This window comes from Binatus sp. (SeqCode) (assembly GCF_049584895.1).
In the GTDB taxonomy this organism is placed as follows: Bacteria; Desulfobacterota; Binatia; order Binatales; family Binataceae; genus Binatus.
The window spans coordinates 119,292-140,478 of sequence record NZ_JBAUYR010000030.1; the positions used below are offsets into that span (position 1 = coordinate 119,292).

Below are 21,187 nucleotides of genomic sequence, written 5' to 3' on the forward strand. Positions count from 1 at the left end.
AGCGCGAGACGTAACCGCGGGCGGTAGATCTGGACGGCCTTCGGCTCGGGATTGAAGTCGGGTTAGGTCACTTGCCCCTTCTTTTTCCTCGGCTCCGGTACCTATTTGGTACCTTTTGGGACAGCGGCGGGCATGCTCAGTACAAGAATACCCTGATTTTTATTGGCGCGCCCGGAGGGATTCGAACCCCCAACCCTCAGATCCGAAGTCTGATGCTCTATCCAGTTGAGCTACGGGCGCGCTGACTGAAGCTCCGAACGTCACGAGTCTAGGCACCCCGTGAAGTGCGCGCAATAAACCTTCGGGGTGAAATCAGATGCGGGATGGCAGTGCGGTCCGGAATTTGCGCTTGACATCGATTCGTAACTATATACAGTTACATAGTGGACAGACTGGGAAAGCTGTTGGAGGCTGCTCGAAACAACCCCAACGGTCTTTCCTTCAGAGACTTCGAAGCTCTGTTGAGGCAGGCGCGCTGGATATTCGATCGACAAAAGGGCAGTCACCAAATCTGGTACTCGCCGAAGAACTCGCTTATCTCAATCCAGCCGCGCGGCGGAAAGGCGAAGGGCTATCAGGTCAGACAATTCCTCGAGGTCTACGATAAAGACTCAAATGGCTAAGCGAACAGGGCGAGATCGTTTCGACGGCTATGCGGTCGAGTTGTTCCTTGATGAGGACAACGACTGGCTGGCTCATTTGCTTGAGCTTCCTGGAATTTCGGCGTTCGGACCAACTCCCGAGAAGGCGCTCAAGGAACTCGACGTAGCATGGGCGGCGGCGAAGGAATCCTACGCGGCGCGCGGTATCGAGATTCCGGCGGCGCCCTCGCGTCGACAGTACCATGGCGTCTTCCAGGTACGTATCGACCGGCGCGTACATCGCGCACTTGCCATCGAGGCGGAGCGCGCCGGCGTCAGCTTGAACGCGTTGGTAGCGGAGAGGCTCGCAAAGAGCGTCTAACCTTCGTATTTCAAAGCGGAATTGCAGTCCTGAACAGGATGAACCGGCCTAGCATTTCGCCGACCAGGACCGACATCACTGCTATGTAGAGCAGGCCCGTCGCGGCCATCGTTTGTGGGATTTTCAGCGTCTGCCAGCACATCCAGACCAGAATGATCGTCGCGATCGGGCCGAGTAGCAGGCGGACTGCGAGTAGTCCGAGGTGCGAGGCGAACAGTTCGTGAACCGCGGCGGACGCGACAGCGTTGCCGAGCATTGCCGGAAGTGCGATCGCGAAGCCGAGCGCTGCAAGGTCTGCTATCAGCACTATCGCCAGCAGCCGGACGTAGGTGCGCAGGTAGTCGACCGGCATGTCGAGGTCGATGAGGTACCAGTGGCCGAACAGCATCGCGCCGCTGACGAGTCCAAGCACCAGCGCCGAGGTGATCGTGGTGAGGGCGTATGTGACTGCCCCGACGGCGCCGAATCCCGGCGGCATCAGGAGCGTCACGTTGAAAATCAAGGCGAGCAGGCCGAGTCCCAGGCCAAGCGCGTAGGCTCGCGATCGAATCAGACCGTTCTCGGTCCAAAGCGTGTAGAGATAAACCGCGACGGCGGCGCTCGCCAACGTCCACAGCGCGGCCGCCGTCCACAACGAACCTGCACCCGGTCCGGCAGGTGCCCCTCCGCGCGATGCCAGCAGTGCTAATCCGACTGCGGTCGTAATCGATGCAGCCAGGTAAACCGAGGCGCTCGATTTGTAAAAACCTCGCTCTACGTTGAAGAACGGCGGAATCGCAAGCGCGAAGATCCCGCCCCAGGCGAGTTCTCCGAACACTAGAATGAAGCATGCGGCGAATCTGGTCACGCCGGAATACTACCGGTCACGGCGTACCGCGAACACTATCGCGCTTGCCCGTCGTGCCATTCGGTGAAATAAAATGTCAGCCGGTTACGCTGCGAGGACGATTAGACATCTCCGACGCTGGGGCTATAATTGTAGTACATCGACTTAATCGATGGGGAAAAAATCCATTGGGGAAAAACATGAGGTCATCGAAAATTCTTCCATTGTTGGCGATTGGGTTGGCGTTCGCGCTTTCCGCGTGCGGCGCGATGGAAGCTGCGCGTCAGGAGCAGGTACAAAAGCAGCAGGTGTTCGAGCATCGGGTTGATATGGCGCATATCTGGGTCACGACCGAGGCGCCGGCGTCCGGTAAGCCATACACCGAGCTCGGCGATTTGACTTATACGGAACCGTTCACGCCCGATGCGATCGACGAGGCCAAAATCAGCGACAAGCTGAAGGCAATGGCCTTCGCGAAATGGCCTGACACGATCGACGCTATCGTCGACGAGAACCAGACCACTTCGGCCGACGGCTCGCAGATCACGGTCACGGCGAAGGCGATCAAATACGACTCGTCGGTTGACCGCGAAGCGTTGCATCACATGAACGAAGGAATGGTCGCGTCGCCGAACGGCAATTAGCGCCTCGCGACAGATTGCGATCTGAAAGTGGGCGCGCCGCGACAATCAAAAACCGCGACGCGCTCATTTTGTTTCCGTCAAAGGAGAGCCGTCGATGATGACGCGGCTGGTGCCGAATATCTTCTACAGCAGCTTGAGCGACGGACTCGATCTCTTCGTGAAGTGTCTCGGCTTCAGGATTCTCCACCAGGACGCGACGCTGGCTGTCGTCGAACGCGACGGCGCCAAGGCCTACATCGTCGAGAGCGCTGAATTCGCGGCGAAAGATCGGCCGCAGATCGCGATCGAGACCGATACCATCGACGAGCTGTATCGCGAGATTCAATCGCGAGCGCCCGAGATGCTTCATCCCAACTCGAATCGCGTCGAGAAGAAGCCGTGGGGCGCGCGGGAGTTTGGGGTCCGCGACAAGACCGACGTGTGCGTGGTGTTTCGGCAGTTCTAACTGCCGGGAGTTCAGGCGGGCGCTGACTCGGCCAGCAGACCGTCGAGCTTCCCGGCGTCATTGAGCGCCTTCAATTCGTCGAAGCCGCCGATAATCTTGCCGTTGATGAAAATTTCGGGGACCGAGCGCCGCCCGCCGGACAGCTCGATCATCTTCGCGCGCAACGCGTCGTCTTCAGTCACGTCGATTTCATCGAACGCGATATTCTTGCTCTTGAGCAGGCTCTTGGCCCGCGTGCAGAACGGGCAGTAGGTGGTTGTGTAGACTTCGACTTTCGCCACGGCGTACCTCGCTAGAGCCATTGTTATCCGCGCGAGAAACCCTGTCCAGTGTCGATTCCAGATTGCTAACGGGTGTCGGAGTACATGCGCTTGAGGCGCGCGGGCGGCACGCCCATCAGGTACATCGCGCGAATCAGCCACATTCTAACGACGGTGCGCACCAGCCCGTCGCGATCCCATCGCCGCGCCGAGGTCGTCACGCGCGTGCGCAGGCATGCGATCCGTCCGGCGCGTTTCAGGCGTCGCGAGAATTCGAGATCCTCGCATAGCTCGAGCTCGGGGAATCCGCCGAGCCGATCGAAGACGTCGCGCCGCACGAAGATCGCCTGGTCTCCCGTGCCGGTGCGGCTGATTCGCGAGCGGAGGCTGATCATCGCGCCGATGATTCGATAGGGCAGGCCGCTTTCGTCGAGCCTGACGTCGAAGCGTCCGCCGACCACCGCAGGATCCGATAGTGCCGCGGCGATGTCCCTCGCGAAAGTCTTTGGCACTAATGTATCTGCGTGCACGAAAACCAACGCGTCGCCATGCGATGCGCGCGCGCCAGCGTTCATCTGACGCGCCCGGCCGCGCGAGGCGCTGATCAACGCGTCGCACAACGGTTGCGCGATCGCGACGCTCGCGTCGCTGCTGCCGCCGTCAACCACAATGATCTCGGCGTTGGGAGCGCCGCGCCGAAGCGCGTTCAGAGTGCCGCCGATATTCGGGGACTCGTTGAGCATCGGCACGATTGCTGAAAGTTTTTTCAACTCTTGGAGTCAATCACCGCTGGATTTACTAGCGGCGATGAGCTTGGCGTAGTTGACGAATCGCCCCTGATGATTACCTGGCGGCCGCGAATTTCGAGACGGCCCTGCTGGAAGAGCGAGATCGCGTGCGGGAAGATGCGATGCTCCTGCTCCAGGATCCGCGCGGCGAGGAGCTGCTCGTCGTCGCCGGGCATCACGGGCACAGCGGCTTGCACGATCACCGGGCCGACGTCGACGCCGGGCGTGACAAAGAAAACCGTGCATCCCGCGATCTTCACACCGTACTCGATCGCGTCTTTCGGCCCGTGGATTCCGGGAAACGAGGGCAGCAGGCTGTTGTGAATGTTCATGACGCGGCCGGGGAACGCGTCGAGCATCACCGGCGACAGCAAGCGCATGAAGCCCGCGAGCGCGACCAGCTCGACCGAGCGATCGCGCAGCGCGGCGAGGACGGCGCGATCGAAATCCTCGCGCGATGGGAACTTGCGATGCTCGATGACCGCCGTCTCGATTCCGTGGCGGCGGGCGCGTTCGAGTCCCTGCGCGTCCGGACGATTCGATATGACGAGACGGATTTCGGCCTTGAGGTCGCCGCGCAGAATCGCGTCGATGATAGCTTGCAGGTTGGAGCCGGTGCCGGAAATCAGGACGCCGAGTTTGACCGTCGGATTTTCCGCCATGGAATTGATTACGGCTCAGCGAATCGAAACTCCCTGTTTACCGCACTTCACCTCGCCGATAACATACGCCGCATATTCGCGGCGGCGCAAGTGAGCGACGACGCGATCGGCCTCGCGCACGGGCACAATCGCGACCATCCCGAGGCCGTTGTTGAAAGTGCGATCCATTTCGGCGCGCGAGATTTTGCCGAGCCGCTGAATCAATCCGAAAATCGGTGGGGTCGGCCAGCTGCCCCGCTCGATTATCGCGCGAGCATCCTTGGGCATCACGCGCGGCAGATTTTCGAGCACGCCGCCGCCGGTGATATTCGCAAGGCCGTTTATTTTGAAGCGCTCGAAAAGTTCGCCCACGACTTTTGCATAGATGAGCGTGGGGCGCAGGAGTTCTTCCCCGAGTGAGCATCCGAGTTCGTCGACGTGCACGCCGAGTTTAAGTTTCGCGCGCTGCACCACCCGGCGCACCAGTGAAAAGCCGTTGGAGTGAAGTCCGCTGGATGCGATTCCGATCAGTGCGTCGCCGGGGCGGACGCTCGACGGCTCGGGGATTCGCGCGCGTTCGACGATTCCAACTGCGAAGCCCGCGAGGTCATACTCGCCGGGCTTGTAAAGTCCGCTGAGCTGCGCGGTCTCGCCGCCGACCAGACTCATGCCCGCTTGATCGCATCCGCGGGCGACGCCCTTGACGATATCGAGCGCGATTTTCTTCTCGAGCTTGCCGGAGCCGATGTAATCGAGAAAAAACAGGGGGCGGGCGGCGTGACAGATGATGTCGTTGACGCACATCGCGACGCAGTCGATGCCGACGGTGTCGTGGCGCCCGGTCTGGAACGCGATCATCAGCTTGGTGCCGACGCTGTCGGTGCCCGCGACCAGCACCGGCGCGCGCATCTTGCGGGCGCCGGTGAGTCCGACCAACGCTCCGAAACCGCCGACGCCGCCGATGACGTGCGCGCCGGAAGTCGTTTTCGCGATCGAGCCGAAGAGCGGAATCAGGCGCTGCTTCAGCGCGATATCGACGCCGGCGTCTTTGTAGGTCATCCCGGGCGCCATCAGATGGACGTCCTCCGCCGCGCAAGCATCGAAGCGCGAAAGGCGCGATCGCCGTTTGGATAGGTTACAGGGCCTTCACGGCACTCTTCGATCTCGAGGCTGCCTGCGAGCGGGCGGAGTTCGCCGTGCGCAAGCAGAAAACGCGGATCGCGCGGGTGACCGATTGCGGCCTGGTCGACGAGAAATGTGCTGGCGATCAGGACGCCGCCGGGCCGGAGAGCGCGCTCGAATTTCGGGAACAGCGCGCGGTCGAGGAAATTTATATTCACGATGGCGTCGAAAGATTCGTCCGTGAGGTGGAAGTTATCCAAGTTTGCGACAATGGGCCAGACGGCGAGTTGCGCGCAGCGCGCAGTCGCCGCGAGCAGGCGCATCGCCTCGATGGAATAGTCAACTGCTACGATTGCGTTCCCCGCGCGCGCGAGCGCGAGTGCATTGCGCCCGCGACCGGCGGCAACGTCGAGCACGACGCCGCGCCGAATTCGCGCGAGCATCTCTACGAGAAACGGCTCGACTTCGCCGGCTGGTTTCCCGCGATGACGTTCATCCCAGTCAGCGTATCCAGCTTCGCTCATAGCACGCGTGCGAGGGTGAAGACGTCGACGGAGGTTGCGCCTGCCTGGAGGAGGACGCGGGCGCATTCGTTGACGGTGGCGCCGGTGGTCATTACGTCGTCGACGATTAGCACGCGGCGACTTTTGATGCGGTCGGGATTTGTGACGACGAAGGCGCGGCGCATGTTCCTGATTCGTTCGTCGTGGTGTTGCGAAGTTTGGGGCGGGGTGTAGCGGCGGCGCGAAATCGTGGTGGTGTCGAGCGGGAGATTCAGGCGATGCGCTACTTCGGCGGCTAGCAGGGCGGCTTGATTGAAGCCGCGCCACCATAGGCGGCGCCAGTGGAGCGGGACCGGAATTACGACGTCGTAGTCGGCGGCGGAGACCGGCAACTCGTCGCCCAGGTATTCCACCAGCGCGCGTCCGACCGACTGATCGAGGCCGTACTTGTGGCGGCGAATCAGCGCAGGCAGGGTGCCGGGCTCGTCCTCGGCTGTAGTTCGATAGCGCGCGATAGTGCGTGCGACTCGGTAGCGTGGCGGCTGCGCGAGGCATCTCGCGCATCGGGTCGCATCACTGCTCGCCGACTCGAGCGGTCCGCCGCATATTTCGCAGCGTGGGTTCGGGACCAGCTCGACTCGCTCGACGCATCGCGGGCAAACGCGGCGGCCGGGCTCTGAGAAAAGTGGCGTTCCGCACGCTGTGCATTTGGGCTGATAGAGAAAATCGAGGATGGTCGAAACCGTTTGGGCCAGCGCGGGCATATATGATTGATCCGTCTGGCGGCGCCCAAACTCAAGAGGGTTGTGGTATAGAGAAAGCCATGAGCGGACCGCTTGACGGAATTCGAATTATCGATTGGACGATATGGCAGCAGGGGCCGGTCGCCACGCAGATGCTCGCCGACCTGGGCGCCGAAGTGATCAAGATCGAGGAGCGCGAGCGGGGCGACCCGGGCCGTGGAATCATGGCGGTCGCGGGCAGTGCGACCGTCAAGAGCGGGCGCAACTATTATTTCGAGGCGAACAACAAGCACAAGAAAAGTATCGCCCTAAATCTGAAGACGGCGGAGGCGCGCGAGATTGTCCATCGACTCGCCGCGCGCAGCGACGTGTTCGTGCAGAATTTTCGCAAGGGCGTCGCGCATCGGCTGGGCCTCGGCTATGCGGACCTCGCCGCGGTCAACCCGCGGATCATTTATGCGAGCGCGTCCGGCTACGGCCCTGAGGGGCCCGACAGCGGCGAGCCGTCCTTCGATTACCTTGGGCAGGCGCGATCGGGAATCATGAACGCGATCGGCAGCGGCAGCACTGCGCCGACATACGTCTACGGCGGTATCGCCGATCAGATGGGTGCGATCATGCTGGCGTACGGAGTGCTGGCGGCGTTGTTCGCGCGCGAGCGGACGGGAATCGGGCAGGAAGTTGATGCGTCGCACCTGGGATCGATGATGGCGTTGCAGGGACTCAACGTGGTCGCACGGACGATCATGGGCAAGGAATTTCCGCGCAACACGCGCGCCAACGCCTACAATCCGCTATGGAACCATTATCGATGCGCTGATGACAAGTGGATCTCGCTGGCGATGCTGCAGCCGGATCGCTACTGGAAAGATTTTTGCGAAGTTGTCGGCAAGCCGGAACTGATCGAGGATCCACGTTTTGCCGACGTCAAGACACGGGGCAAGAACGCCGCGGCGGTTGTCGCGATATTCGACCAGGTGTTTGCGACGCGCCCGCGCAACGAATGGATGCGAGTCCTCAAGGGGCGCGGCGACTTCATCTACACGATTGTGAATTCGGTGACCGACCTGCCCGACGATCCGCAGGTCAGGGCCAACGATTATGTCGTTGATTACGATCATCCCGCGCTGGGCAATCTCACGCTGCTCGGGATGCCGGTGAAGCTGAGCGCGACGCCGGGCGAGCCGCGGGGACATGCGCCGGAACTTGGTGAGCATACCGAGCTGCTGCTGACGGAGATGCTTGGATATTCGTGGGACGATGTCGCGCGGCTGCGCGAGGCCAACGTGATCTGAACGTCGAGGAGTGACGCAAATGCCGATTAAAGGATCAATCGAAGACCGCGAGGAAGTCCGCGTACTGCACGCGCGCTACTGCCTGTCGATCGATACGGGCCGCTACGACGAGTGGATCGATTGCTTCTCCGAGGACGGCGTGTTCGAGAGCCCGCGCTTCGGCAAGCATAGCGGACGCGATGGGCTCAAGCGGTTCACGGCGATGTACAAGGAATCGCTCGGCGGCGCGCAGGTGCTACATATCGTCGCCAATCCTGCATTCGAGCTCGACGGCGACCGCGGAACCGGCATATCGTACCTGCTCTACTACCACTGCAAGGACGGCAAGGTGCAGCAGTGCACGGTGGGTTACTACACCGACAAGCTGCGCAAGACATCCGCAGGCTGGCGCTTTGAGAGCCGCCAAGTGACGATCCTCGGGCATCATTAGGAACTCGCGCACGGGCCTCTTCCGCCTAGACCCGAATTTACATTTTGATAGCATTTTGGTAGCGCGTTAATCTCGCGGCTATGCGGGATCATGGCGCCTTTCCAACGCAGCCTGAGGGACTAACTATGGATCAATCGACGGGCGAGCTGATCGAGCGGCTATCACGGCTGGAGTCGCAGCAGGCTAAACTCCAGCGCAGCAACAAGCACATGAGAATCATGACCGGCGCGATGTTGCTGGTATGCGGCGCGCTCTTCACGATGGCGCAGACGAGTTCCGCTGTGCCGGACACGGTGGAGGCGCAACAATTCCTGCTGCGCGACAGCACCGGCAAGTTGCGTGGCGCGATGGGGGTTTTGCCCGACGGCGCAGTCGGGCTGAATCTTTCTGACCCCAACGGCCGCACACGCATCACCGTCGATCTCGCTTCGAGCGGCACGCCGGGTGTGGACCTATACGATCAAGACGGCAAGGTGCGCGCGACCATGGCGCTCGGCGACGCCGGTCAACCCGGACTCGGTCTCTACGGGCCAAATGGGCATCTGCGAACCAGTCTCGATGTTCCAGGGGGCAAGACCGCCGGGTTAGCGTTCTACAAGGATGACGGCCAGCCGGCCTGGGGAGTTCCCTGATATGAGTACCAAGGGAAGATATCCTAGGCTGGGTCGTATGATCGCGGCGGTCATATTGATCGGAGCGCTCGGATTTGGTGCGAGCGGCTGCTATGACGAAGGCGGCTACTATGGCGGAGGTTACCCTGCGTATGGCTATGCGCCGTACTCATATGGTTGGGGTGGGGGTTGGGGCAATGGCTGGGGCTATCATCCCGGCTTTGAGGTGGGCCATGCGTGGGAAGGACACTATAGCGGCGGCGGCCATCATACGGAGTTCTACCACGGTGGCGGCGGTGGAGGTGGCGGCTACCATGGTGGCGGAGGGGGTGGTCATGGCGGTGGAGGAGGCCATGGCGGCGGCGGCCATCGCTGAGATTTCCTGGTAGCGCAAAACCTCTCCCCTAGCCCCACTGGCCTCCCCTTCTGGAGAGGGGGACAGCTACAGAAACATGCGGCGCCGGATCGCGTATACGATCCGGCGCCGCATTGTTTTCGGTGACTACGCGTCTTTAGAAAGCCGCGTACCAGGGCACTTCGTGCGGATTCAGCACTTCCCAGTTGATATTGAACTCGCGTAGCAGGGTGCCGTCGGAATGGGCCAGCGCGAGCTTGGCGTTCTCGAGATCGACTTCGGCCTGCACCTGGTTGCCCTCGGCGCTCACTTCCTCTTCCTGGAACTGCAGCAGGTCGTGCGTGGTCGCCATGCCAACGCGGAATCTTATTTGCTCATCGTGCAGCGACTGCCGCGCATAGTACGTCGCCGACGCGGTCGCGGACGCGCGCTTATAGTCCGCGTACAGATTAGCGAGCGAGCTCTCGACGTTGACTACCGTCTGCGACAGCGCCGCTCGATACAGCACGCGCTGCTGCTCGTATAGCACACGCGCCTGCGCCAGAGCGGCGCGCGGCACGGCGTTATCCAGCGGCATCTGGAAGGTGAGCACGGCGGCGTAGTTGTAGTAGGTGAAACCCCACAGGCGATCGAGCGCGTCGCCATAGATTCCGCCGAACGGGAGTTTACTGCCCGGAGTCGGCGTGACTGCAGGTGGCACCGCGGGAATGGTGCAGTTTCCCGTCGTCGCGCCGCCGAATAGCGCTCGGCAAGGCGTCGTTCCGGCGGTAGAAGACAGGCCGAATTGCGCGCCGAGGTTGAGCTGCGGCAGGACCTGGTTTTCAGAGAACTTCACTTGCAGCAACGCGTCGCGAATCGCCTCGCGCATACTGCCGAGCGACGGCACGTACTGCACTGCCAGCTCGAGCGCGCGCTCTTCATCGACCACGGTCTGCTCCTGCGGATTGGGCCGCGTGAGCGGCTGGATCTCTTCGGGCAGGAAGGTGCCGTACGGATTCAGCATCACGTCCTGCCGAAGCTGGGTGCGTGAGTTTTTCAGGTTAGCTTCGGCGGTGTAGACGTTGGCCTCCGAAGTGGCTGCCGCTGATTGCGCTTCCTGCAAATCGATGGGCGCGAGAGTGCCGACCTTGACGCTGATGGCGTTTTGGCGGACCAGGTCAAGATTGAAGCGCAGCGCGGCGCGCGCGACGTCGAGATTTTCCTCGGAGAGCACGACGTTCCAGTAGTCGCCACCGATTTTCTGCACGAAATCCTGCAGCGCCTGTCCGTAAGTCCATTGCGCCTGCTTCTGACCCGACTCTGCGATCTGGACGTTGATAGTCGCGAAGTCCCAGCCGAAGTTCTGCAGCAACGGCTGCGAAAGCGAGAGTGCGAGGCTGGGTGAGTAGCTTGGATTGACGCCGGAGAAGAGCGAATTCGACAGCGCCCGATCGTTGTTGAAGGTCACGCCCCAGGTGCCGTTGGTGATGGCCGACACTTTATTGAGGCCAAAGTTCCAGTCGTAAAATTTTTGCACGTATGCGGTGCCCCCACCGGTCTCCAAAGCAGAGGTGACGGGCGCAACGCTCTTCTCGATATCGCCTTGCGCGGTAAGGTTGGGATCGAAAGTACCGTTTGCCTCGCGCACGCTTTCCATCGAGGCGATCGGATCGAGTTGGGACGCCTTCAATGCCGGATTGTTCTGAATCGCGATGTAGATGGCTTCCTTGAGCGTGAGGCCGCGCGCATTCGGATCTTGAGAGCGCATGTAGCGTTCGCTGATCACATTGTCCGGCACCACCAACTTGGTCGGCGACCACTGATGGGCGAAGATACGCGGGAGATTCAACAGATCATCATGATGCTCGAACTGGTTGGCGGCGCTCGGCGGCACGCTGCCTTGCGGCGCCGGCTGTGGCCCCACCGGCACCGATTGCATCTGGATCGGGCCGTTTAAGTTCGGCGGCGGCAGGGGTGTGGTTGGCAGCGTGCCGGTGACCTTCAGCGGATTCGTCGGATTTGGATACGGAGCCGGATTTGGTAACGAAGTCTGAGCGAATCCGATTGAGATTCCGATCAGCCCTACCGAAACAACCACGATTGCGAGGGAAACGAATTTACTTCTCGACATACTAACGGACCTCCTTGTCCCTGTTGCCATCACCGGCGATGGCCCGCCACTTCCGCACATCCCGATTACGCAATTGGACTGAGCAGTTGAGATCGATTTACCGGCGCTGAATCGAAGCGAAAGCGCTTGCGCGGCGCCAAATTGGTCGCGATTATATCCAAGGCCGCCAGACTTGTCTTGCGAAATCGAATGCGGCCGGATTTCTTCGCGACTTATGCCTGGAGATGGTATGCGCGCAGTCAGACTGGGAATTTTAGTACTCATCCTGTCACCGATGATTATGCTGGCGCTGAGTGAATCGAGGCTTGCGCGGCAGCCATTCGCGCAAGTTACCGCGGCGCCGGGGCCGGTGCCACTGACTGCACCGGTGGCTCCGGGTCAGCCGCAGCCGTTTGCGACCATCGGAGCACTGCCCTCTCTCGCAGCGGCTCCAGGTTTCACGCCGCTCGCGGCTGCGAGCATTGCGCCGACGCCGCGCGCATTTCGATGTACTTGCGGGGCGCCGGGAGTCTGGACCGAGTGGGCGGGCGTCGTCTCGTCGTCCAGTTATGTTCTCGCAAGCCAGACTGCGCGCACCCAGTGTGCAAGCTACCTGCTGAACGAAAACGCGCCGTCGCCGTACATAGTGCCTGAGGGATCGACGGCGACTCAGCAGCGGCCGACGCTCTACAACGGCGAGGCGTTCACGCAACGCGCGCAGGTGGCAACGTCGGTAGGCCAGAGCTTCCTGCAGCCGCGCTCGACGGAATCGCAGTTGACGAATCAATGCACGCGATGCGCGTGCAACTGACACGCGTCCAGTTGTTCATCCAGCGCAACTGACGCGCCGTTCCCTTTGTCATTCAGAGCCGCTGCGACGAAGAATCCCGGATCTTTTCTGTCCGTGTCTTCAACGCAGCGGGCTACTCGATCAACTTCTTCAGGTCTTCCGGGATAGGCGCGGTCACCTTGACGTGACCGACCGCCGGCGAGTCGAACGCCACATCGCATAGATGCAGCCAGAAGCGCCCGTGCGCGAGAGTGTCGCTTGCGGGTCCGCCGTAGAGCACATCGCCGACGATAGGATGTCCGATGCTCGCGAGATGCACGCGAATCTGATGGCGGCTGCCGGTCTTCGGCGCGATCGATAACAGTGTGAACTCGCCGAGGCGTCGGATCGGCTCGACCACAGTGCTCGCGGCACGGCCCGCGCGCTTCGGATTGGCACTCGACCGATCGCCGATGATCATCTTGCGCGCGTTCTTCGCATGATGCGCGATCGGCGTATCGATCTCGGTCTTGTGCTCGAGCGCGCCGGCGACCAGCGCCTCATAGCGCCGGGCGATTCGTCCCGCGCGAATCGCGTCGCGCAATTTGTCGAACGTCCCGCGATTGCGCGCAATCAGCAGCGCGCCCGACGTGCCGTTGTCGAGCCGATGCAGCAGTCCGCCTTCAAGCGGTTTCTCCCCCACGGTCGCGACGTCGGGAAAGCGCACAACGACCGCATTCATCACAGTGTCGCGCTCCTCGGCATGGAGCGGATGGCACGGCATGCCGCCGGGTTTGTTCACGACGATCACCGCCGCATCCTCGTGAAGAACTTCGAGCGCGAGGTCGGCATTCGGCTCGATTACGGCGCGGCGATTGGTCGCGGCAACCTCGATCCGATCGTCGCTACTGACGATTTCGCTTTTCTTCGAGCGCCGCCCGTTGATTCGCACCAACCCGCGCTCAACCAACTCCTGCGCAACGCGCCGCGACGGCGCAAACCGAGTCCGCACGAGATAGTGATCAAGCCGTTCTTTTTCTGCGTCAGGCAAAATAATTGACCGGGCTTTCGAGTAGACGAACCAGCGAATATACCCCATTCGAAGCTGCTCGTCTTCGCGCTGAATCCGCGCGCGGACTCATTCCGCTGGACCCGGAATCGTTGGAGTCGTACCGTTCGAGAAGGCTGCGCCACACCAACCACGGTAGGACCATGAGCCGGAAACCGCGAATCAAGCCATATCATGAGCCCGGTGGCGGATGGGGAGCGACCATCGCGACCGGCAAAGTGCTCATGGAACAGAAAGTCTTGTTCAAAGGAGCGCTGGCCCTCTACCACATGAACAAACCAGGTGGGTTCAAGTGCTCGAGTTGCGCCTGGCCTGATCCATCACCCGCGCATGCTGACCCTTTGGTGATTTGCGAGAACGGCGCCAAGGCCGTGGCATGGGAAGATCACCGCCAAACGCGCGACTCCGGAATTCTTCGCCCGGCATTCAGTAGCCGACCTCAGCCGCCAGTCTGACTACTGGCTGGAGCAGCAGGGCCGTATCACTCATCCTTTATTCTACGACCGAGATACGGATCACTACGTACCGATAGAGTGGGACAAAGCTTTCGCTCTGATCGGAAAAGAACTCCGCGCATTGTCCAATCCTAAACAGGTGGAGTTCTATACCTCCGGCCGATCGAGCAACGAGGCGGCGTTCCTATATCAACTGTTCGCGAGAGAATATGGGGCGAATAACTTCCCGGATTGTTCCAACTATTGTCACGAACCTACCAGCCAGGGACTTCCTCCGGCGATAGGAGTCGGCAAGGGTACCTGCACGCTCGAAGACTTCAATCACGCCGATCTGATTTTCGTTATCGGGCAGAACACCGGGACCAACAGCCCTCGCATGATGACCGAGTTGCACAATGCTGCCCGCCGTGGCGCGGAGATCGTCGTCCTGAATCCGTTGCGTGAGAGAGCGCTGGAGCGTTTTCAGCAACCGCAGAGCGTGCTCGAGATGGCGACGATGAGATCGACGCCGATCGCCACTCACTATTACCAGGTCAAAATTGGCGGCGACACCGCGGCCCTGAAGGGCATCATGAAGGCCGCCATCGATGCCGATGATCGTGCAGTTCGCGAGGATCAGCCGCGCGTTCTCGATATCGAATTTATCCAGGGTCACACCGCCGGGTTTGAAGCCCTATGCGCAGATCTGAGGGCAACGCCGTGGGCTGCAATCGAGAAGCAGTCGGGACTATCTCGCGCCCAGCTCGAAGAGGCGGCCCAGGTCTATCTCAAGGCCAACAACGTCATGGCCTGCTTCGGCATGGGTATCACGCAACACTTTCGCGGCACTCAAAACGTGCAGCAGATCCTGAACCTGCTGCTGCTGCGCGGGAACATCGGTAGGCCGGGCGCCGGCATCGTCCCGGTGCGGGGACACTCCAACGTACAGGGCGATCGCACTGTAGGCATCAGTGAACGACCGAGCAACGAATTTCTGGATCAATTGCAAAAGGTCTTTGGCTTCAACCCGCCACGAGATCACGGACACGATGTCGTCCATGCTCTCGATGCGATCATGCGGGGCGAGGCAAAAGCCTTCATCAGCCTGGGCGGCAATTTCATAGCTGCTTCACCTGATACTCCTTTGACCAGTGACGCATTCCGCAAACTCAACCTTACAGTAAGTATCGCCACTAAGTTGAATAGGACTCACCTTGTACATGGCCGCAATTCTTTGATCCTCCCATGTCTGGCACGCTCTGAAGTAGATCGAGCACCCAACGGCACAGTGCAGGAGGTCACTATCGAAGACTCTATGTCTGTAGTGCAGGCGTCGCGCGGAGTGGTCGCACCAGCGAGTCCTCATCTGCGTTCGGAGCCGTGGATCGTTGCGAGCATGGCGCGCGCAACGCTCGGCGACAAATCGGTCGTGCCATGGGAGTGGCTGGTCGAAGACTACGCTCGCATTCGAGATAAGATCGAAGCGGTCTTTCCGATTTTTCAGGCCTTCAACGCGCGCATCAAAGTGCCCGGCGGCTTTCGCCTGGCCAATGCCGCAAGCGAGAGAATCTGGATGACTCCGAACGGCAAGGCAAACTTCATGCTATTCGCGGGACTGGATGAGGATAAGCATCAAAACAATCCGGACGTACTTTGGCTGAGCACTCTTCGCAGCCACGACCAGTACAACTCAACCATCTACAGCAACAACGATCGGTATCGAGGCGTATACAATCAGCGCGACGTGCTCTTTCTAAACGACAGGGAGATTAAAAGGCGTGGGCTGGCGCCAGAGGATCGCGTGGACATACATACAGTGTCATCAGACGGAACCGATCGCGTCGTTCACGGTTTCAAAATAGTACGCTACAACATCCCCGATGGTTCCTGCGCAGCGTACTACCCTGAGACCAATCCACTGTTGCCGTTGAGTCTCCGTGACCCTCTGTCAGGCACTCCTAGCGCAAAAGGCATCCCAGTAGTCTTGAAGCCACAATCAACACTGAAAAATTGAGAGTGACCACGAAATAAAGTCGCCTCGCGCAACACCGTGAGAGTGTTCTGCTAACATCGCGATTCGGGCGCGGCCACAGAACCGGTATGAGAGCATGCCGCGCGCCGCTCATGATTGATGGAAGCGCAAGCGTAGTCGCCCGGAGCTACTCACTCGCCTTGGATGCCAAGGTCTCCGCCACTGCGATGTTCTGCATCAAATCAGCCGGTACGCCGTGACGCTCCCGCAGATACTCCGGACTGTTGTAGGAGACCCAGACTCTCCCTTGGCTGTCTTCCCGGACCAGAATCTTAAGCGGCAAATCGATCGCGATACTCGGAGCGGCCAGCATAACCGGTGTGCCAGCCTTGGGGCTCCCGAAGATCAACAACTTCGTCGGAGGCATCTTCAATCCCGCCTTCGCCGCTTCTCCGCTGTGATCGACTATCGCGAAGATCGCGACGCCCTTCGCCTCAAGGATTGTCCTCAGCCTCTCCACCGTATCGTCCACCGAATGATTGCTGGGTATCTCGACGATCCCGTTACCCTTGCTGAGCGCCATAGATACCTCCGAGCCTGCGGTGCTACTTGCTCGCGGCAGCGCCTGTGGGAGCCGCGGTCGGCGGATGATTGTACACGGAGAATTGGAGGGTCGCGGCGTACAGCAGAATCCCGAGCAGGATTGCTGCCGTGAGAATATCCACGAAGCCGAGTTGCGTTGCACCCCGAGCCATACGATTGCGTCCCCGCATTCTTCCTCCTTCCCCTTCATCACTATACTCCCGCCGCCGTACGCAATGCAGAACGGACTTGCCGTCCGCGTTCGGGCAATCCGAACAGGCGTCGCAGCTCGCGGCCAGTCTCCGACTTCTCGCACGCTGCGATATCCAGCGGAGAACCGGTCGCCACGATCCGCCCGCCTTCGTCGCCGCCGCCGGGCCCGAGATCGATCACATAGTCGGCGTTCGCGATGAACTCGAGGTTGTGCTCGATCGCCACCAGCGTGTTGCCCTCGGTGACCAGCCGGTTGAGCACTTTGATCAGGCGCTTGATGTCGGTCGAGCTGAGGCCGGTGGTCGGCTCGTCGAGGATGAACATCCGCGGCAGATACTTCCCGTCCTCGCCTGCCGGCGCTGGTTCGAGATCCGCGAGCAGAAAGCGCGCGAGCTTGAGCCGTTGCGCCTCGCCGCCCGACAGCGTCGAGGTCGTCTGACCGAGCCGGATGTAACCGAGGCCCACCGCAATCAGCGCATCGAGCCGCTTGACGATCGCCGGATGATGGATGAAAAACGCGCGCGCATCCTCGACCGTCAGATCGAGCACCTGGTTGATGCTGTAGTTGCGCAGCTTGATCGCGAGAATATGGCTCTGGAAGCGGCGCCCGTCGCATGCGTCACACTTCACTTCGAGGTCCGCCATGAAATGCATCTCGATGGTGACGGTGCCGGTGCCGCTGCACTTTTCGCATCGCCCGCCCGTGACGTTGAACGAAAAATGCCGCGCCTGCACCCCGAGGCGGCGCGCCTCGGGACTCGCGGCGAACAGCTTGCGGATGTCGTCGTAGATTTTCAGGTAGGTCGCGGGATTCGATCGCATCGAGCGTGTCGGCAACTCCTGCCCCATGTGCACCATCTCGCCAATCAGCTCGAGGCCGTCGATCCGTTCGCATTCACCGGGCTCCGCCGACGTGTTGCCCGATCGGCGCAGGTAGTTGTTGTAGAGCACGTCTTCGACCAGCGTCGATTTTCCCGATCCGGAAACTCCTGTTACGCAAATCATGCGGCCAGCCGGGAGCGCGACGTCGATGCCGGCGAGATTGTGCTCGCTCGCGCCCACGATTCGAATCGCGGGATCGTGCCTGGTGAACTTGCGCCGTTTCGCCAGCGCGCGCATCAGCAGGACGCGTCCCGGCGACGACGCCATGCTGTCCAGCGTCGCCTTCGCCGGCGGTCCCGAGTAAGTCAGCTCGCCGCCTTCGCTGCCGCCGCCCGGGCCAAGCTCGACGACGTGATCGGCGCCCGCGATCATCGCGGGATCGTGCTCGACGACGACCACCGTGTTGCCGAAGTCGCGCAGGCTGTAGAGCACCGCGAGCAGCCGCCGCGCGTCCGCCGCGTGCAGGCCGACCGTAGGCTCGTCGAGGGCGTAGAGCGTCCCGACCAGCACGCTGCCGAGCGCGCTCGCGAGATGAATCCGCTGCGCCTCGCCGCCAGACAGCGTGCGCGCCTGCCGCTCGACCGTAAGGTAGCCGAGCCCGACTTCGACCAGGTAGCTGACGCGATTGCGCAACTCGCGCATCACGACCGCCGCGCGCGTCGCGACTTCGGCGATCGATTCGATTTTGTCGAGCCACGTGACGAGGTCGCGAATAGAGAGCCGTCCGACGTCAGCGATCGACCTGCCGTCAACCAGCACGTTGAGCGCTTCGGCCTTCAGCTTGGCGCCGCCGCACGCCGGACAGGTGACGAAGCGGCGATACTTCGCGAGCAGAATCCGCACGTGAGTCTTGTAGCGCCGCCCTTCGAGCCACTTGAAGAAGCCGTGGACGCCCGGCCACTTGTCTTCGTCCCACTTCGCGCGCGGCCCTTCGTCGCCGTCGAGCAACCAGGTGCGCTCCTCGTCGGTCATCTCGCGAAAGGGAGCCGACGTGCGGATTTTTCTGCGCCGCGCCAGCTTCAGCATCCAGTCGTTCATCTCGCGATACGCCGGCGTCCGCCACGGCGCGACCAGTCCGTTGCGCATCGACCGGGTGTGATCCGGAATCACCTTGTCGAGATCGAGCTCGACTGTGCGGCCGAAGCCTTCGCATTCGGGACACGCGCCGATTGGGCTGTTCGACGAAAACAGCGCAGTGGTCGGTTCGGCAAACGCGGTCGCGCATCGCGAGCAGTTGAAGCGACGATCGAAATCAATCGCGCCGACGCTATGCGTATTGCCGTTATCACGCTCGACGCGCACGGCGCGCGCACGCCCGCCGCCGAGGTAGAAGGCCTTCTCGAGCGCCTCGCGCACGCGTTCAATCACGCCTTCGCTTTCATTGTTCACCGAAATCCGATCGACGACGACCATCATCGTATTGTCGATCGGTGGTGCTGTACCGTTATGCGCTTCGGCCGCAATTGCGCGCGCGGCGAACTCCGCGGTCTCGGTGATCGCATCGTTGGCATAAAGCCGATGGTACCCGTTCTGAATCAGGTAGCCGGCCGCATCGGGAATCGATCGCGACCCGGCCTCGAACGGCGCCAGGATGACGTACAGCCCCGGCGCCTCGAGAATTCGCGCGCCCGCACTCTCGACACTGTCGCGGCTGACTTCGCCGCCGCACTTCGGACATACGGTATGCCCGACGGTCGCGAAAAGCAGGCGAAGATAGTCGCTGATTTCGGTGACGGTACCGACCGTCGATCGCGCATTCTTGATTGTATTCTTCTGGCGCAGCGCGAGCGCCGGAGGAATCTCGGAAATCGAGTCGACGTCCGGCCGCTCCATCCGCTCGAGGAACAGTCGCGCGTAGGTCGAAAGGCTCTGCACGTAGCGCCGCTGCCCCTCCGCATAAACGGTGTCGAAGACCAGGCTGGATTTGCCGGAGCCCGAGACTCCGGTCACCACGGTCAGCTTCTCGCGGGGAATTTCGAGCGAAATATCAGCCAGGTTGTGAGTGCGCGCGCCCCGGATACTGATTGAGCGATCCAAGCTTGCTCCCAACCACTTACCGAGGGTCTACGATCGGGCGCGCTTTTTTCTTACGCTCGCCAGGATATTCGTCGGCGACTTTTGCGTACATCTCGGCAAGCTGGACGTCGAACTTCGCCTGGATGCGCCGGGTTTCGGCCTCGCGCTCGGCCACCGGCAGCGGAGCGAGCCGCGCCAGTTCCTCTTCGAGCCGTTGCATCAGGCGATTTCGCGCCACCAGGTATTCGTAGCCGTTCATAGGCGCTAAAACCTCAATTCCAAAGATCAAAATTATAGGTTATCCGCCCGCGTGGATCATCAGAGCCGATGAAAATATCCTCAGCCTTGTCTCATTCAGAGCGGATTCCGCGAAGCGAAGAAATCCCGGCTCTTCTCGGCGTAGCCGGCGCTAACCCGATCGCGATATTTTCGCACCGGCGCGAGAGGTATAGGTTATCTTCAAGTGGACACTCAGACAGAACCGTCGCGGAATCCCGCTAAGATTGAAATCATCCGCGCGTGGCCCGACGCCTCAATCTGCCACGGATTTATCGGGCGCATGGGCGGCGTCAGCACGGGCGCGTTCGCCTCGATGAATCTTTCGTATTGGGTCGGCGACGACGATCGCGCCGTCGATCAGAATTGGGAACGCCTTCGTCGCGAGGTGCCGGATCTCAAGCTGGTCGCGCGCCTCAACCAGGTGCATGGCAACCTCGTTCACGCCGCGACACGCGACACTGCGACGCTCCGTCCGGCGGGCGATGGCATCGTCACGGCCGAACCTGGCGTCATGCTGGGAATCTTCACCGCCGACTGCGTCCCCATACTGATGGTGGATCCGAAACGCAAAATAGCCGCCGCGCTGCATGCAGGATGGCGCGGAGTCATCGCGGATATCGCCGATGTGGGCATCCGCGCGATGGTCCAACTCGGCGCTCATGCCTCCGACATTCGCGCTGCGATGGGCCCGTCAATCGGGCCGTGTTGCTTCGAAGTTGACGCCGAGCTGGGCGATCGCTTCGGCCGCGAGATTGACGGCGCGCACAATCACACGAGCGCAGGGCGCCCTGGCAAAGCCTTCATCGACTTGCGCGCCGTCGTGCGCGACCAGCTCGAACGCGCCGGCCTCGCGCCGGTGAACATCGCAAGCGTCGGCCCATGCACTCGATGCGCCCCCGACCGTTTCTTCTCGCGGCGCGCCGCCGGCGGACAGACCACCGGCCTCCAGATGAGCTTCATCGGCTTTGCCGAGTAGATAGGTGGTTTCCGGTTCAGTTTCGGAGAAATGAGGGATGAACTTTATCGCCTTACCGCGCGGATTTTCTGTGCTACTTCTACAGCATGGACCATCGCAGCGATTCCCCTCTCCCGCAGGGAGAGGATTGAAGGTGAGGGACCTTATTCAGCGCGCGTCTTCTCGCGCGCGATTAAAGATTCTGTCTCCGCTCCGGTTCTGTCCGGACGTTTGCGATCAAAAAACAATCTTTGACGGAACGAAGCTACCCGTAGATGGGTCCCGTCCCAAAACCACAACC

23 protein-coding genes, 1 tRNA gene and 1 pseudogene are annotated in these 21,187 nt (G+C 61.2%); 11 read left to right on the plus strand and 14 right to left on the minus strand.

What is annotated here, in order from left to right; genetic code table 11:
* Window positions 1–163: 163 nt before the first annotated feature.
* Window positions 164–240 (minus strand) — tRNA-Arg (locus WB650_RS05570).
* Between the two features lie 143 nt (window positions 241–383).
* Here WB650_RS05570 and WB650_RS05575 point away from each other — a divergent pair.
* Both WB650_RS05575 and WB650_RS05580 read left to right on the plus strand, forming a co-directional pair.
* On the plus strand, window positions 384–623 hold the full coding sequence (locus tag WB650_RS05575) for a type II toxin-antitoxin system HicA family toxin (RefSeq protein WP_423959727.1): 240 nt from the start codon (window positions 384–386) through the stop codon (window positions 621–623).
* Window positions 616–963: a toxin-antitoxin system HicB family antitoxin gene (locus WB650_RS05580; RefSeq protein ID WP_422301531.1), complete on the plus strand. Its 348-nt coding sequence runs from the start codon at window positions 616–618 to the stop codon at window positions 961–963. The genes WB650_RS05575 and WB650_RS05580 overlap by 8 nt, the downstream gene beginning before the upstream one ends.
* A 10-nt stretch (window positions 964–973) precedes the next feature.
* Here the strand turns inward: WB650_RS05580 and WB650_RS05585 are convergent, their stop codons facing one another.
* The gene (locus WB650_RS05585) at window positions 974–1,810 is read right to left on the minus strand and encodes a hypothetical protein (RefSeq protein ID WP_422301533.1); all 837 of its coding nucleotides are present in this window, start codon (window positions 1,808–1,810) and stop codon (window positions 974–976) included.
* A 179-nt stretch (window positions 1,811–1,989) separates the two neighbouring features.
* On the opposite strand from WB650_RS05585, the gene WB650_RS05590 reads away from it, so the two are divergent.
* Window positions 1,990–2,433, plus strand: a complete 444-nt coding sequence (locus tag WB650_RS05590) for a hypothetical protein (protein ID WP_422301535.1) — start codon at window positions 1,990–1,992, stop codon at window positions 2,431–2,433.
* 94 nt (window positions 2,434–2,527) lie between these two features.
* On the plus strand, window positions 2,528–2,878 hold the full coding sequence (locus WB650_RS05595) for a hypothetical protein (RefSeq protein WP_422301537.1): 351 nt from the start codon (window positions 2,528–2,530) through the stop codon (window positions 2,876–2,878).
* Window positions 2,879–2,889: 11 nt separating this feature from the next.
* Here WB650_RS05595 and grxC read toward each other — a convergent pair whose 3' ends face one another.
* The 6 genes from grxC to WB650_RS05625 are packed head-to-tail and all read right to left on the minus strand — an operon-like array spanning window position 2,890 to window position 6,956.
* Window positions 2,890–3,180, minus strand: coding sequence for a glutaredoxin 3 (grxC, locus tag WB650_RS05600; protein WP_423959729.1), 291 nt, complete (start codon window positions 3,178–3,180; stop codon window positions 2,890–2,892).
* A 44-nt stretch (window positions 3,181–3,224) separates the two neighbouring features.
* A complete protein-coding gene (locus WB650_RS05605; RefSeq protein WP_422301540.1) occupies window positions 3,225–3,908 on the minus strand; it encodes a TIGR04283 family arsenosugar biosynthesis glycosyltransferase in 684 nt (227 codons plus the stop codon).
* On the minus strand, window positions 3,905–4,588 hold the full coding sequence (gene purN / locus WB650_RS05610; RefSeq protein ID WP_422301542.1) for a phosphoribosylglycinamide formyltransferase: 684 nt from the start codon (window positions 4,586–4,588) through the stop codon (window positions 3,905–3,907). The genes WB650_RS05605 and purN overlap by 4 nt, the downstream gene beginning before the upstream one ends.
* Before the next feature lie 15 nt (window positions 4,589–4,603).
* Window positions 4,604–5,641, minus strand: a complete 1,038-nt coding sequence (purM, locus tag WB650_RS05615) for a phosphoribosylformylglycinamidine cyclo-ligase (RefSeq protein WP_422301556.1) — start codon at window positions 5,639–5,641, stop codon at window positions 4,604–4,606.
* A complete protein-coding gene (locus WB650_RS05620; protein WP_422301544.1) occupies window positions 5,638–6,213 on the minus strand; it encodes a class I SAM-dependent methyltransferase in 576 nt (191 codons plus the stop codon). Before WB650_RS05620 ends, purM begins: the two co-directional genes overlap by 4 nt.
* Complete coding sequence (locus WB650_RS05625) at window positions 6,210–6,956, minus strand: ComF family protein (RefSeq protein WP_423959731.1); 747 nt, start codon at window positions 6,954–6,956, stop codon at window positions 6,210–6,212. Before WB650_RS05625 ends, WB650_RS05620 begins: the two co-directional genes overlap by 4 nt.
* A 59-nt stretch (window positions 6,957–7,015) precedes the next feature.
* On the opposite strand from WB650_RS05625, the gene WB650_RS05630 reads away from it, so the two are divergent.
* From WB650_RS05630 to WB650_RS05645, 4 genes are all read left to right on the plus strand, one after another.
* Window positions 7,016–8,230: a CaiB/BaiF CoA transferase family protein gene (locus WB650_RS05630; protein WP_422301548.1), complete on the plus strand. Its 1,215-nt coding sequence runs from the start codon at window positions 7,016–7,018 to the stop codon at window positions 8,228–8,230.
* Window positions 8,231–8,249: 19 nt separating this feature from the next.
* Window positions 8,250–8,660: a nuclear transport factor 2 family protein gene (locus tag WB650_RS05635; protein ID WP_422301550.1), complete on the plus strand. Its 411-nt coding sequence runs from the start codon at window positions 8,250–8,252 to the stop codon at window positions 8,658–8,660.
* Window positions 8,661–8,785: 125 nt separating this feature from the next.
* Window positions 8,786–9,292: a hypothetical protein gene (locus WB650_RS05640; RefSeq protein ID WP_422301552.1), complete on the plus strand. Its 507-nt coding sequence runs from the start codon at window positions 8,786–8,788 to the stop codon at window positions 9,290–9,292.
* A 1-nt stretch (window position 9,293) separates the two neighbouring features.
* The gene (locus WB650_RS05645) at window positions 9,294–9,647 is read left to right on the plus strand and encodes a hypothetical protein (protein ID WP_423959734.1); all 354 of its coding nucleotides are present in this window, start codon (window positions 9,294–9,296) and stop codon (window positions 9,645–9,647) included.
* A 136-nt stretch (window positions 9,648–9,783) separates the two neighbouring features.
* On the opposite strand, the gene WB650_RS05650 is transcribed toward WB650_RS05645, so the two are convergent.
* Window positions 9,784–11,736, minus strand: coding sequence for a TolC family protein (locus WB650_RS05650; protein ID WP_423959736.1), 1,953 nt, complete (start codon window positions 11,734–11,736; stop codon window positions 9,784–9,786).
* A 229-nt stretch (window positions 11,737–11,965) separates the two neighbouring features.
* Between WB650_RS05650 and WB650_RS05655 the strand changes: the two genes are divergently transcribed.
* On the plus strand, window positions 11,966–12,526 hold the full coding sequence (locus WB650_RS05655) for a hypothetical protein (RefSeq protein WP_422301623.1): 561 nt from the start codon (window positions 11,966–11,968) through the stop codon (window positions 12,524–12,526).
* Window positions 12,527–12,638: 112 nt separating this feature from the next.
* Here WB650_RS05655 and WB650_RS05660 read toward each other — a convergent pair whose 3' ends face one another.
* The gene (locus tag WB650_RS05660; RefSeq protein ID WP_422301625.1) at window positions 12,639–13,535 is read right to left on the minus strand and encodes an RluA family pseudouridine synthase; all 897 of its coding nucleotides are present in this window, start codon (window positions 13,533–13,535) and stop codon (window positions 12,639–12,641) included.
* 161 nt (window positions 13,536–13,696) lie between these two features.
* Here WB650_RS05660 and WB650_RS05665 point away from each other — a divergent pair.
* Window positions 13,697–16,001, plus strand: a pseudogene (locus WB650_RS05665) (FdhF/YdeP family oxidoreductase).
* A gap of 145 nt (window positions 16,002–16,146) precedes the next feature.
* Here the strand turns inward: WB650_RS05665 and WB650_RS05670 are convergent.
* The 4 genes from WB650_RS05670 to WB650_RS05685 are packed head-to-tail and all read right to left on the minus strand — an operon-like array spanning window position 16,147 to window position 19,911.
* Window positions 16,147–16,542, minus strand: a complete 396-nt coding sequence (locus WB650_RS05670; protein ID WP_422301629.1) for a DUF302 domain-containing protein — start codon at window positions 16,540–16,542, stop codon at window positions 16,147–16,149.
* Between the two features lie 22 nt (window positions 16,543–16,564).
* A complete protein-coding gene (locus WB650_RS05675; protein ID WP_422301630.1) occupies window positions 16,565–16,714 on the minus strand; it encodes a hypothetical protein in 150 nt (49 codons plus the stop codon).
* A 40-nt stretch (window positions 16,715–16,754) separates the two neighbouring features.
* The gene (uvrA, locus tag WB650_RS05680; protein ID WP_422301632.1) at window positions 16,755–19,673 is read right to left on the minus strand and encodes an excinuclease ABC subunit UvrA; all 2,919 of its coding nucleotides are present in this window, start codon (window positions 19,671–19,673) and stop codon (window positions 16,755–16,757) included.
* Window positions 19,674–19,689: 16 nt separating this feature from the next.
* Window positions 19,690–19,911, minus strand: coding sequence for a hypothetical protein (locus tag WB650_RS05685; protein ID WP_422301634.1), 222 nt, complete (start codon window positions 19,909–19,911; stop codon window positions 19,690–19,692).
* Window positions 19,912–20,115: 204 nt separating this feature from the next.
* Between WB650_RS05685 and pgeF the strand changes: the two genes are divergently transcribed.
* Complete coding sequence (gene pgeF, locus WB650_RS05690; protein WP_422301636.1) at window positions 20,116–20,907, plus strand: peptidoglycan editing factor PgeF; 792 nt, start codon at window positions 20,116–20,118, stop codon at window positions 20,905–20,907.
* Window positions 20,908–21,187: the final 280 nt, after the last annotated feature.

Excerpts from the sequence above, each read along its gene's own strand:
- WB650_RS05625 (WP_423959731.1), bottom strand. The coding sequence starts at position 6,956 with ATGCCCGCGCTGGCCCAAACGGTTTCGACCATCCTCGATTTTCTCTAT.
- WB650_RS05685 (WP_422301634.1), bottom strand. The coding sequence starts at position 19,911 with ATGAACGGCTACGAATACCTGGTGGCGCGAAATCGCCTGATGCAACGG.
- WB650_RS05595 (WP_422301537.1), top strand. The coding sequence starts at position 2,528 with ATGATGACGCGGCTGGTGCCGAATATCTTCTACAGCAGCTTGAGCGAC.
- purN (WP_422301542.1), bottom strand. The coding sequence starts at position 4,588 with ATGGCGGAAAATCCGACGGTCAAACTCGGCGTCCTGATTTCCGGCACC.
- WB650_RS05650 (WP_423959736.1), bottom strand. The coding sequence starts at position 11,736 with ATGTCGAGAAGTAAATTCGTTTCCCTCGCAATCGTGGTTGTTTCGGTA.
- grxC (WP_423959729.1), bottom strand. The coding sequence starts at position 3,180 with ATGGCTCTAGCGAGGTACGCCGTGGCGAAAGTCGAAGTCTACACAACC.
- WB650_RS05675 (WP_422301630.1), bottom strand. The coding sequence starts at position 16,714 with ATGGCTCGGGGTGCAACGCAACTCGGCTTCGTGGATATTCTCACGGCA.
- WB650_RS05580 (WP_422301531.1), top strand. The coding sequence starts at position 616 with ATGGCTAAGCGAACAGGGCGAGATCGTTTCGACGGCTATGCGGTCGAG.
- WB650_RS05630 (WP_422301548.1), top strand. The coding sequence starts at position 7,016 with ATGAGCGGACCGCTTGACGGAATTCGAATTATCGATTGGACGATATGG.
- WB650_RS05655 (WP_422301623.1), top strand. The coding sequence starts at position 11,966 with ATGCGCGCAGTCAGACTGGGAATTTTAGTACTCATCCTGTCACCGATG.
- WB650_RS05635 (WP_422301550.1), top strand. The coding sequence starts at position 8,250 with ATGCCGATTAAAGGATCAATCGAAGACCGCGAGGAAGTCCGCGTACTG.
- WB650_RS05670 (WP_422301629.1), bottom strand. The coding sequence starts at position 16,542 with ATGGCGCTCAGCAAGGGTAACGGGATCGTCGAGATACCCAGCAATCAT.
- WB650_RS05645 (WP_423959734.1), top strand. The coding sequence starts at position 9,294 with ATGAGTACCAAGGGAAGATATCCTAGGCTGGGTCGTATGATCGCGGCG.
- WB650_RS05590 (WP_422301535.1), top strand. The coding sequence starts at position 1,990 with ATGAGGTCATCGAAAATTCTTCCATTGTTGGCGATTGGGTTGGCGTTC.
- WB650_RS05620 (WP_422301544.1), bottom strand. The coding sequence starts at position 6,213 with ATGAGCGAAGCTGGATACGCTGACTGGGATGAACGTCATCGCGGGAAA.
- WB650_RS05640 (WP_422301552.1), top strand. The coding sequence starts at position 8,786 with ATGGATCAATCGACGGGCGAGCTGATCGAGCGGCTATCACGGCTGGAG.